The sequence below is a fragment of the Planctopirus hydrillae genome (genome assembly GCF_001707835.1).
Taxonomy (GTDB): Bacteria; Planctomycetota; Planctomycetia; order Planctomycetales; family Planctomycetaceae; genus Planctopirus; species Planctopirus hydrillae.
Genome location: NZ_LYDR01000063.1, coordinates 201,164 through 212,540 on the forward strand (window position 1 = coordinate 201,164; position 11,377 = coordinate 212,540).

An 11,377-nucleotide genomic window follows, 5' to 3' on the forward strand; every position below is an offset into this window, starting at 1 on the left:
TGACCAGCCATTGGCAATTCACTCAATTCTCAGTGAACTTTGTCGGTTAAACCACCGGGTTTTTAATCTCCCAGTTGTGTGTGGTTTCAACTGACAACTTCATGCGTTCGACTTTTTCAGGACGAAAAACTTGAGTAATTCGCAAATTGCTGCTGCACTTACGGAACTTGCCGACCTGCTTGAGCTTCTGGGAGAGAATGCTTTCCGAGTGCGGGCTTACCGGAATGCAGCGCGTACGATTGATAGTCTGCCGGATGAAGTCACGCTACTGCTGGAGCAGTCTCCCGATGCACTTCTCGAACTGGAAGGGATTGGAAAAGATCTCGCACAGAAGATTTCCAGTCTCGCAACCACTGGGCAACTTGGCCAACTTGAAGATGTCAGGTTGCAGGTTCCTCCAGGTGTTGTGCAGATGCTCAAAATTCCAGGGCTGGGCCCCAAGAAAGTAGCCACTCTCTGGAAAGAGCTTCAGGTGAACACCCTCGAAGATCTGCAGGCGGCAGCCACTGCCGGTCGAGTTGCCGAATTAAAAGGCTTTGGCAAAAAGACGGAACAATCGATACTAGAGGGCATCTCGCTGGCCGCAGAAGCGGGTCGGCGTGTCTTGATTTCCGTCGCGAGAGAAGCTGCTGAACAGATCGCTGAATCATTGCGAAATGTCGCTGGGGTCGAACGCGTCGAAATCGCCGGAAGTGCCAGACGATGGAGAGAAACCTGCGGTGACCTCGACTTATTAGCCATCGCGGCCGATTCAACGGCAGCCATGGACGAGTTGTCCCAACATCCCCTCGTTTCCCAGGTGGTTGCCAGGGGCGAAACGAAACAGCATGTTCGTTTGAAAAGTGGCATCGACCTCGACTTGCGTGTTGTCCCACCGGAGTCATTTGGAGCAGCCTGGCAATACTTTACCGGTTCCAAAGAACATAACGTTGTCATGCGGCGACTGGCACAGGAGAAAGGCCTGAAGCTGAACGAATACGGCCTCTTCCGTGGTGAAGAGATGGTCGCTGGGACCGACGAAGAAAGCATCTACAAGACTCTTGAACTTCCGTGGATTCCCCCTGAAATGCGTGAAAACCGGGGTGAATTTCACTTACACGGCCCGATCGATCTGATTCAGCCAGGCGATCTGCAGGGAGACCTGCACATGCATACCACAGCGACCGACGGTGCAGGCTCGATCGAGGAAATGATCGAAGGTGCCCGGGCGGCAGGCCTTAAGTACATCGCGATCACCGATCACTCCAAGCGGGTGGCGATGGCCAATGGGCTTGATTCTGTCCGCTTACGGGAACATTGGCGAAAGATTGATTCGATCCGCCAGAAAACCAGAGGAATCGAGGTTCTTTGTGGTATCGAATGTGACATCCTTGAAGATGCCACTCTCGATCTGCCAGATGATGTTCTGGCGGAAGCCGACTGGGTGATTGCGGTCTTGCATTATGGCTTAAGGCAACCGGCAGAAATGATCGAAAAGCGACTGCTCGCAGCGATTCAGAACCCTCATGTCGATTGTATTGGCCATCCTTCAGGACGGCTGATCGGATCACGGGCACCGGCAGAGATCAATTACCATACATTCTTGAAGGCTGCACAAGATTACGGCGTCATGCTGGAGATCAACGCCAATCCGGCCCGGCTCGATCTGAATGACATTCAGTCAGCCCGCGCCAAGGAGTTGAGAATTCCGATGGTCATCAATTCGGATTCTCACCACATCCATGGATTTCAAGTACTCGAGTACGGTGTGCATCAGGCCCGCAGGGCAGGGCTGACGAAAGCCGATGTCGCGAACACACTCGACTTCGCCAGCTTTCGTCAACTCATCCGCCGCAATCACTGATCGTCAGGCACTCGTCAAGCAGATCTCATGTGGCATCAGACCATTGGTGAACAAATCGCAGGACAGCGCTGGAGAGCGACGAGTTACGGAATTTGAATACGAGACTTCCGCCGCACCTCTGAGTGCAAATCCTCGTTGTAAAACTGACAAATCACAGTTTGCACCAATCAGAGCTCAAATCGAAGCTTGAGCCCACTTTCTCACGGGAAATCGGCAGTTCTTGCCGATTGCCTTGCGGGCTACGATGTGGCCACTCTTTCCAAGGGTGTGGCATGGAACCTGCTAATAAAACAAATATCGCCCGCTTGCCGCTCACAAAGCCAAAGAGGATAATCAGATTCGTAACCTGGGAGACTTAAGAAATGCACGGGATGATGTGATCGATGCTGGCAGCAATTCCCAAAACGTGGGCTGATTTTACAAACAGGCTTCCCGGGTTCTGGGAATTGCTGGGGATAACATTCATAGTGTTCGTGCTGATTTGGGGGATTTTTCGGCTCAAGGCATGGTTTCGCGACGATGACGATCCTGCGGACGCTGAACGGCAATTGCTTTTACAACTTCACGAAATGACCCGCGAGGGTGAGTTATCCGAGGATGAATACCGATTGTTGAAGCGGAAGCTCGGCGTATCAGTTGCAGAATCGATCGGCGGCCCATTTCAAAAGCCACCGGCTCATTCTGCAGATGATTCACGAGGCCAGGCAGCCGATGATTCTGTTGATCAGCCACCTGCGGCAGAGCAACAGAATACCTAGCCGAAAAGATGTCACCTCAGCTCAGAGATCATTGATCGAGTCCAGTATTGATTGCGTACAGTCAAGTGCATTGCTCTGGTCTTGTATTCAATTGATGGCTCGAAACAGGACATCGGCAACTAAAGACAAGATGACGGGTTGGTGAGAGACTTTGGCGAGCGACTGCTCTTTCCGGACAGTGACCGCCAGAATATTTCTCAAGGAGGAAACAGCCATTTGAGTCTCACGGCTCATTTGGCATTGGAGTTCATGGTGGAACTCTGCAATATCAATCTGTTCGACGGCGCAAGGATCGCCCCGTTGCGGCATGGCTTATCGAACAACGGATAAACACCGGCAGAGTTGAAGGAAAACGGATGCCCTCAGGTCGCGATTTCATGTCCGCAGGTAAACGTGGTGCCACTGGCAAAAAGAACGCCAATTGTTCCTTCTGCCGCAATAGTTACCGCGAAGTCGGCCCCCTGGTTGAAGGACCGGACGAGGTCTATATCTGCGGGCAATGCATTGAACTTTGCCAATCGATTCTCGACCAGGAGAAGAAGCGGCGTGGAGGGCCTACCAAGCTCTTCAACCGCATCCCGACACCTCGGGAAATCACGACTCATCTCGATGAATATGTCATCGGGCAGGATCGTACGAAACGACTGCTGTCAGTGGCTGTCTACAATCACTACAAGCGCCTGACTGCCGCCGCTGACGCTGACAACGATGTTGAAATTGAGAAGTCGAACATCCTGCTCATTGGTCCGACAGGTTCAGGAAAAACCCTGCTTGCCAAAACCCTGGCCCGCCTGTTGCAAGTCCCATTCGCGATTGGTGACGCGACCACTTTGACCGAAGCAGGATATGTTGGCGAAGACGTTGAAAACCTGCTGTTGAAACTCCTGCACGCCGCCGATTTTGACATCGAAGCAGCTCAGCGGGGTATTGTTTTCATCGACGAAATCGACAAGATCGGCAAGACGAGTCAGAACGTTTCCATCACTCGCGATGTCTCTGGCGAAGGTGTGCAGCAGGCCCTGTTAAAGATGCTGGAAGGAACAGTGGCCAACGTTCCACCGCAAGGCGGCCGCAAGCACCCTGAGCAGCAGTACATCCAGATCGATACTTCGAACATTCTGTTCATTTGCGGCGGAACGTTCGTGGGCCTGGAAGATATCATCGCCAAGCGTCTGGGTAAAAAGACCATTGGTTTTGGTGGCAGCAGCGTGGATGATCAAAAGACCCGCTCTGGGAAGTTGCTGGCTCAGGCCTGCACCGATGACGTCATCGAGTTCGGCATGATCCCGGAACTCGTGGGTCGACTCCCCGTCGTGAGTGCGTTGTCACCACTGGATGAGCAGGATCTGGTCAGAATTCTTTCTGAGCCCAAAAACTCTCTCGTGAAGCAATATCAGAAGTTCTTCCAGATGGAAAATGCCGAGTTGGAAGTGACCTCAGAGGCTTTACTGGAGATTGCTCGTATCGCCAAAGCCAAAGATACCGGGGCCCGCGGCCTTCGTTCTGTTGTCGAAGAATCCATGTTCGAGGTCATGTACGAGTTGCCTGACATGGAAGCTGGCAAAAAGTATGTGTTGACTCCCGAAGTTGTCCGCGGCGAACATCGTTTGCGACCACTCGATGAGCCGGCCGCTGCCTGATTGAGATGGATTGACTCGCGGATTTTCAGCTGCAACGGCTGCTGAAAATTCGAACCAAAGATTACAGCACAGCCTCGCTCTGGTCGATCGACCTGGCGAGGCTGTGCCGTTTGGGGCGAGATGCAATTCACACATCCCATGGCTTATGATCCACAAAACTTATTGTCTGCAGATCCCGGGAATTCGCAGTTGAATTGATCCAATAGGTAGACACTTTCGCTCTGTAGTGATTCATCAGTATACTTGAGCAGTTGTTGAGTCGGCACGGATGCCAGTTTCACCGCGGGTGTATTCGGGTTGTCATGCAGGCATCGCTACAGTTACTTCACCGAACTGCCAATATCCAGCAGATCCGCCTGCGCCCAGAAACGAGCATAGGCCGGGCACCTGAGTGCGAGTTGCGCATCGCTTCCTCGCAGATCAGTCGTCGCCATTGCCGGGTTCTGATTGAGAATGACCGCGTTTATATCGAAGATTTAGGGAGTTCCAACGGCACCATTGTGAATGGTGTACTGATTGCCCCTCATGAGCGGGTGGAACTCTCTGCTGGTGACGAAATCACGATTGGCCCTGCTCAGTTTCAACTGAAGTTGAATAGTGCCAACACGACCCCAAGAATTCCTCCTCTGGGAAGCCTGCTGGCAGGTGCATTGAATTCGTTGAGCTCGACGATTCTGGGCGGCCGCAAAGAGGCCTCTGGCGAATCGACGACACAGGCCATTCCAGTCCAAGCGGTATCCGTTCAGCCAGATCCGATTCAAAACCCGGTCGTCGCTCATGAAGTGGCCGCTGATAGGGTGGCCCCAGTTCCAGTGACTGCAGTTCCGGTGGCCCCAGACCAGGCATCGAGCGTAACACTCGAAGCTTCGCCAATCACCACCACTGATGATCTCGCTGCGCAAGAATCCCCTGTTGACCAATCACAACCTGCCCCTGCAGTGAGTCCTGCGGCATCCCTTGTGGTTCCCTCGATTGATGAACCACCTGCCATTGAGACGGTCTCACCAACGACCGATTCCGAAGGAAATCTCTCACGTCTCAAGCTGGAAGCAGTGGAAGATCCCCCCTTACCAGTCGCTGGGATCGATAGCGAGCAGGCTCCAGCCCAGTCGGATCCTTTGGCACAGGAGGAAGACAATGATCTCTCCCGATTTTTGCAGGGCTTAGGGTAGCGAAATCGATTGGACTTTCGACAATATCGACGACTCCTGAGGAGTGCGGATCACTCAGACATCACGAATCAACTCTGTCTTCTGGTGACCATCGCCTGGAGTTGACATCGCTGGTGTCGCACTTCGCGAGGTTTCTGGTCTGAACAAGTCCAACTGAAAACTGTTTGCCAACAAAATCTTTTCTTGAAATGACATTGCATGACCACTGATTCAGCATCTGCCGAAATTCTGGCCTTAAGTCAGCAACTTCTCGCCACCATCGATCGCGGTGACTGGGAAGCTTACGCCAAACTTTGCGACCCTTCGATTACCTGTTTCGAGCCTGAAGCCCTGGGGCATCTCGTCGAAGGTTTGCCATTCCATCACTTCTACTTCCAGCTTCCTGGCTCACCAACCAAACCGGCAAAGCAATCGACGATGGCTTCGCCTCATGTCCGCGTGATGGGAGAGAGTGCTGTCGTCTGTTACACGCGACTGGTGCAGAAGCTCGACGGTGCTGGGAGCCCGATCACAGTCGGAGCGATGGAAACACGCGTCTGGCAGAAGCTGAATGGTGCGTGGAAGCATGTCCATTTTCACCGTACACCGCTCTAAACAACCAGTTCTTCAATTGAACGATTGCTGGTTTCTCTCTGGAACTCATTGGTCAGACCATGCCTGCCGATTCCCCGCAAACTCCTGCAGAAAAATCGCCAGGCATTCTTCTGATCTGCAAGGATCTGATGCTGGCATCGGGGATTCATGCGGCAGCCCGTCAGGCGGGATTGGTGGTCAAGCAGGTTTCGCGATTCCCTACCGATCTATTTGCCGGAAATGCTCCAGTTAGTGGAAGTTCCGGCCTAAATAGTACAACGGCAAACCCCGGCGAAACCGTGCGTTTTGGCATTTGTATTGTTGATCTCGCCATGATGCCGCTACCTCTGAGCGAGATTGCCGCCTGGTGCCAGATGCGCTCCATTTCGGCGGTCGCTTTTGGCTCACATGTCGCCGTCGATCTGCTCAATGCCGCACGTGAGGCCGGGTTTGCACAGGTTATTCCCAACAGCCAGTTGAATCGCAAGATTCCCGAATGGCTGTCGATGGCACAGCAGAGCACTTTCGATTGAGACAGATTACACGCAAGCTCTTCGCCAGTTCCCTAACGATCACGACATCACCTCCCGAATGATTCGACCATGGACATCGGTGATCTTGCGGTCGAAACCATTGTGGTACCAGCTCAGCCGCTGGTAATCGAAACCCATTAAGTGCAGAACTGTGGCATAGAACTCCCAGACATTGGTCGGGTTCGTCACGGAGCGGCGGCCGAAATCGTCGGTCGCACCGTACACCGTTCCACCTTTCACACCAGCCCCCATCATCCAGACCGTAAAGGCATCCGGGTTGTGATCGCGGCCAGTCGTATTGGCCTGATGCGTCGGCATGCGGCCAAATTCGGTGGTCCAGAGGACGAGTGTGTCTTCGAGCAGCCCTCGCTGCTTCAAATCTGTCAGTAAAGCCGCTGTGGGTTGATCAAAAACGGGAGCGTGGCGTTCGTAATCTGCCTTGAGTGTCTTGTGAGCATCCCAGTTAAGCAGTCCATCCACACCACTGGCACGGGATGCACAGTAAAGATTGACAAACCTGACGCCGCGCTCGAGAAGGCGGCGGGAGAGCAGACAGTTCTTGGCGTAGGCAGCCAGGAGTTTGTTCTCACTGGTCGTGCCATACGCCTCATGTGTCTGCATAGACTCTGACGCCAGATCGGAGACTTCGGGAGCCGAAATCTGCATGCGTGCGGCCAGTTCATACGCCGCAATTCGCGCAGCGAGTACTGTTTCCGAGGAGTTTTTCTCCAGATGTTGCTCATTGAGTTGTTTGAGATACTCTCGCGTGGCGGCCTCTTCATCTGCACTCATTGAAGCTGGTCTCTTCAGATTGCGAATATCAAGATGAGCCGCCATCACCACAGCCTGATGCTTTGCCGGTAGAAATCCATTGCTCCAGTTGGCCTTTCCATTGGGTGGTTCTCCGCGGAGATCAGGAAGCGCGACAAATGTCGGCAGGTTGTCATTCTCACTTCCCAGTGCATAACTGAGCCACGCACCGGCACTCGGGAAACCTTCCTGAACATGGCCGGTATTCATGAGTACGCAGCCGGGGCCATGAGTATTCGTCTTGGCTTTCATGGAGTGAATGAAAGCGATGTCATCCACGTGGCTGGCCATGTGGGGCAATAGCGACGAGATCCTTTTACCCGTCTGACCACACGGAACAAACTCCCATGGTGGAGCCATGAGATTTCCATTTTTTCCCTGAAAGGAAACCAGATTCTCCTCACCAGGAAGTGGCTGACCAGATCTTGCAAAAAGTTCGGGCTTGTAATCCCAGAGATCGATATGGGAGGCTGCTCCGGGGCAATAGATTTGCAGCACACGTTTGGCTTTGGCAGGGAAATGAGTCTGCCCGATGCCGGGAACCCATGTCGAACCTGAGGTCTTGGAGGCTGCTGAGGCATTCGCCAGAAGACCATCCCGCATCAACAGATGTGATAATCCCAGGCCACTGAGTGAACCACAGATCGTTTCGAGAAAACCTCTTCGAGTCGTCATGCTGGATTTCTCTCGCATAAGTTGCTGTGCCAGGACTTGATCAAACGGGAAAACCAACAATCCAGAATCAGCGGATGAAGATAAACTCATTGGAATTGAGCAGGGCATGGCAAAACCCCTTGAGCCCGACCTGCTGAATCACTTTCGCTGCTTGAGAGATCTCCCGATCGGTCGGTGAACGACCATACGCCAGAAGATACGCCACTTGAATGCGAGCTGACATATCTGAGCTCACCTGCTCCAGTCTGCCGGCGAACTTAGTCGCCATATCGATGGAGAACTGATGGTTCATCATCGTCAAGGCCTGGAGCGGAGTGGTGGTCGAAGCTCTGCGCGGCTCAGCGAGGGCCGGATCCGGGCAATCAAAATCAGTTAAGACATCGACACGAGAGGCACGCGCTGTGTGGTGGTAAACGGTTCTGCGGTAAGTCTCCGGGCCATGGACATCTTTGGGAACATAAGTTGCCACGTTATCCTGCTGATACTCATAAAGGCGAAACCCGGGTCCACCCATCGACAGGTTAAGCATTCCGGCGGCATTGAGCATGGAATCGCGGATTTCCTCAGCACTCAAGCGCCTGGGAGGAAATCGCCACAAGAGACGACTGGCGGCATCAAGCTTTCCTGGATCATCCCGCCAATCGGACGATTGCCTGTAAGCCTGAGAAGTCAGAATCAACTTGTGAAGCGGTTTAAGCTTCCAGCCACTTTTAACCAGTTCTCCTGCAATCCAATCCAGCAGAGCAGGGTGCGTCGGTCGACCTCCGAGATATCCGAAGTCACTCGGTGTGTCGACAATCCCGGAACCAAAGTGATACTGCCAGATGCGATTTGCCAGTACGCGTGGCACAAGTGGCTGGTCGGGTGCCGTCAACCATTTGGCCAAAGCGACTCGACGTGTGGCTTCATGGGTCAGATCGGCCACTTCGTATTTCGACGGAAGTGTATTGAATACATCGAGCCCGGAGGGCAACACGATCTCACTTTTCTGCTGCGGGTTACCTCCCACAAAGACATGAAACGGGCCTGGTGCCGATCGATGGTTTCCCACCCACCAGACAGGGAGAGCCGGAATCTTCGAGATCTGGGTATCAAGTTCTGCAATTTCACCTTTTAATAGACCCTGACGATCCTGCAGCGTCGCGATGGAATCTTCCAATGAATTCTCGGAAGCAGACTCTGGCGGAGTTTTCTTGAGTTCCGCCAATCGCTTCTCAATCTCGGTCTTCTCATTCTGCTTGGATTGCTTGAGCTTCTGCAGAGGCTCAAGAGTCGCAGCACGAGCCTGGCGAGCCTCGAGAGTGGCAACTTCCCGCGGTCCATGGACTGTTCCAGCAAAGGTGGCGTAGAAGGCGTAATAGTCGCGGGCAAGAATCGGGTCAAACTTGTGGTCATGGCAACGGGCACAGCCAATCGACAACCCTAAGAATGCCTCACCCGTCGCACGGATCATCTCATCCATCTGGTCAGCGCGAATCTGGGCTGCTGCGACAGCATCCTGATTTCCCACATCGTCGTAGGGACCCGCCACCAGAAAGGCCGAGCCGACTTCGATCTTCGGCTGATCTTTGCCAATCACATCACCCGCCAGATGCTCATGAATCATGCGGTCGAACGGCTTGTCCTCATTGAAGCTGCGAATGATGTAATCGCGAAACGGCCACAGGTTGGTGATGATTTCATTTCGTTCGTAACCACGACTTTCGCCGAAGCGGATCACATCCAGCCAGTGTCGCCCCCATTGTTCACCGTAACGGGGGCTGGCCAGAAGACGGTCAATTAACTGTTCGATGGCGGCATCATGCAGGCCATTGGGACAGGCCTGAACGAATTGCTCAATTTCCTCGGGTGTTGGCGGCAAGCCGGTTAAATCGAACGTAATCCGGCGAATGAATTCGTTGGGAGTGGCGGGAGGATTGGGGAACAACCCTTTCGCCTGCATTTCCTGCAGCAGAAAACGGTCGATGGGATGAGTTCGCCATGCTTCAGGCCCCGATTTGACATCTGGTGGAACCACGTGGGCCAATGGTTGAAACGACCAGAAGCTGGCATCCGCCTTGGATTTCTCCTTGAGCACAAATCCTTCTGGCCACGGAGCACCTGAACTGATCCATTGCCTGAGTGACTCAGCCTCCAGTTCGGTGAGAGCCTCGCCTTTCTCGGGCATTTCGGGCTTCTCGCCCTCGTGCGGGATGGTTCTGAGATAGAGCGAACTTTTCAGAGGCTGGCCGGGAACGAGAGCCACACCACTCTCTCCCCCTTTGAGGAGATTCTGGGGCGTAGTGATATCGAACTGTCCCTTGAGGTTGTCCGCCCGATGACAGCCCACACATTTGGCCGCCAGTACCGGTGCGACTGTCTCGCGAAAGAATTTGACAGCCTGCTCGTTCGAGTCTTCGGCAAAGCCATGCTGTGATAAAAGAGCACAGAACGCCACAGCGAAAAACATCGAGTTAAGCAGTCGCCATACAAGAGCAAATCGCATACGACGACTCCAGGTCGATCCATCAAGGGAGGAAGCTCCACCGGTGTTAAGTCACCAGCAAAGCCAAAGCAGAAATCCGGCGGGATGTACGAGGAGAGTGAGTCAAGTTGTCGTGCCTCATTCAGGTCGTAACCGTTCTACCCCTCCACACGATTGCACGCAAGAACATTCTGGCAATGTTTGATGCGTGTGGATGCAACGACTGCCTGATCATGGCCGCAAGTTATCAGCGCGGAATTGATCGCTTATCGAGTCGCTGCGGCTCTTCTTCGGAAATTGGGATAGGCACGACTCTATCTATGGAATCTGTATCGTCGGCGATTTTCAGAACATCACGACAATACTGATGACAACTGATGCACATTGTCAGCGATTGCATATAGGTAAATGCAGCACCATCCAAGTTGCGATCGTCAGCGAGCTTGATAAGTTTCTGGGATTGTCTTTTCAGTTCTGTTCGATGGTGTGAATAAATCTGGTCGCTGTGACCGGCCCATTCCGTCGCTTCGCAGATGCGATTCAACTCTTCCGCTCCACGACGGATCTCGGCAAAGTCTTCCGAGACCAGCCCGCTAACCACTCTTTGCGAACTGGCCAGCTTTGCGAGCATCAGTGCCGACAGTTTATCATCGCGCCGTGAATCTGGAACTGCCCGCTGTTGGGCACCCGCTGTCAGCCACGCCCCAGCGACCAACAAAACTGCAACAGCCCCAATTCCCCATCGTTTTGACGCTGACATTGTAAATTCTCCAATTCCGCAGGCGTTCCCTCGCACTTCTGTTATCGGCACAGCCATCGAAGCTTCCGAAGTGATTGTGCCGACAGAATCGATCGCTCAAAAAATATTCAAGAAAGACGGGATCGGCCTCGGCGGAGATCAAAAACGTT

At 53.3% G+C, this 11,377-nt stretch carries 10 protein-coding genes; 6 read left to right on the top strand and 4 right to left on the bottom strand.

What is annotated here, in order from left to right; all coding sequences use genetic code 11:
• The first annotated feature begins 130 nt into the window (after positions 1–130).
• Both polX and A6X21_RS08260 read left to right on the top strand, forming a co-directional pair.
• Positions 131–1,843 carry a DNA polymerase/3'-5' exonuclease PolX gene (polX, locus tag A6X21_RS08255; RefSeq protein WP_068847115.1) on the top strand — a complete coding sequence of 571 codons (1,713 nt, stop codon included), beginning with the start codon at positions 131–133 and terminating at the stop codon, positions 1,841–1,843.
• Positions 1,844–2,226: 383 nt separating this feature from the next.
• Entirely contained in the window at positions 2,227–2,601 is a 375-nt protein-coding gene (locus A6X21_RS08260) for a hypothetical protein (protein WP_068847116.1), read from the top strand.
• A gap of 87 nt (positions 2,602–2,688) precedes the next feature.
• Here A6X21_RS08260 and A6X21_RS25330 read toward each other — a convergent pair whose 3' ends face one another.
• A complete protein-coding gene (locus A6X21_RS25330) occupies positions 2,689–2,817 on the bottom strand; it encodes a hypothetical protein (RefSeq protein WP_261340641.1) in 129 nt (42 codons plus the stop codon).
• Positions 2,818–2,957: 140 nt separating this feature from the next.
• Here A6X21_RS25330 and clpX point away from each other — a divergent pair, with 140 nt between their 5' ends.
• The 4 genes from clpX (at position 2,958) to A6X21_RS08285 (ending at position 6,519) form a co-directional block, all read left to right on the top strand.
• Positions 2,958–4,241, top strand: coding sequence for an ATP-dependent Clp protease ATP-binding subunit ClpX (clpX, locus tag A6X21_RS08270; RefSeq protein ID WP_068847118.1), 1,284 nt, complete (start codon positions 2,958–2,960; stop codon positions 4,239–4,241).
• Between the two features lie 302 nt (positions 4,242–4,543).
• Entirely contained in the window at positions 4,544–5,413 is an 870-nt protein-coding gene (locus A6X21_RS08275) for an FHA domain-containing protein (protein WP_068847119.1), read from the top strand.
• Between the two features lie 198 nt (positions 5,414–5,611).
• Positions 5,612–6,007, top strand: a complete 396-nt coding sequence (locus A6X21_RS08280; protein ID WP_068847120.1) for a DUF4440 domain-containing protein — start codon at positions 5,612–5,614, stop codon at positions 6,005–6,007.
• A 59-nt stretch (positions 6,008–6,066) separates the two neighbouring features.
• Positions 6,067–6,519 (top strand): hypothetical protein, encoded by a 453-nt coding sequence (locus tag A6X21_RS08285; RefSeq protein WP_068847121.1) that lies wholly within the window; start codon positions 6,067–6,069, stop codon positions 6,517–6,519.
• A gap of 39 nt (positions 6,520–6,558) precedes the next feature.
• Here A6X21_RS08285 and A6X21_RS08290 read toward each other — a convergent pair whose 3' ends face one another.
• The 3 genes from A6X21_RS08290 to A6X21_RS08300 form a co-directional block, all read right to left on the bottom strand.
• Positions 6,559–8,004, bottom strand: coding sequence for a DUF1501 domain-containing protein (locus A6X21_RS08290; protein WP_083233504.1), 1,446 nt, complete (start codon positions 8,002–8,004; stop codon positions 6,559–6,561).
• 67 nt (positions 8,005–8,071) lie between these two features.
• Positions 8,072–10,489, bottom strand: coding sequence for a DUF1553 domain-containing protein (locus A6X21_RS08295; protein WP_068847122.1), 2,418 nt, complete (start codon positions 10,487–10,489; stop codon positions 8,072–8,074).
• Positions 10,490–10,715: 226 nt separating this feature from the next.
• Complete coding sequence (locus tag A6X21_RS08300; RefSeq protein WP_240490204.1) at positions 10,716–11,099, bottom strand: hypothetical protein; 384 nt, start codon at positions 11,097–11,099, stop codon at positions 10,716–10,718.
• Positions 11,100–11,377 lie beyond the last annotated feature (278 nt).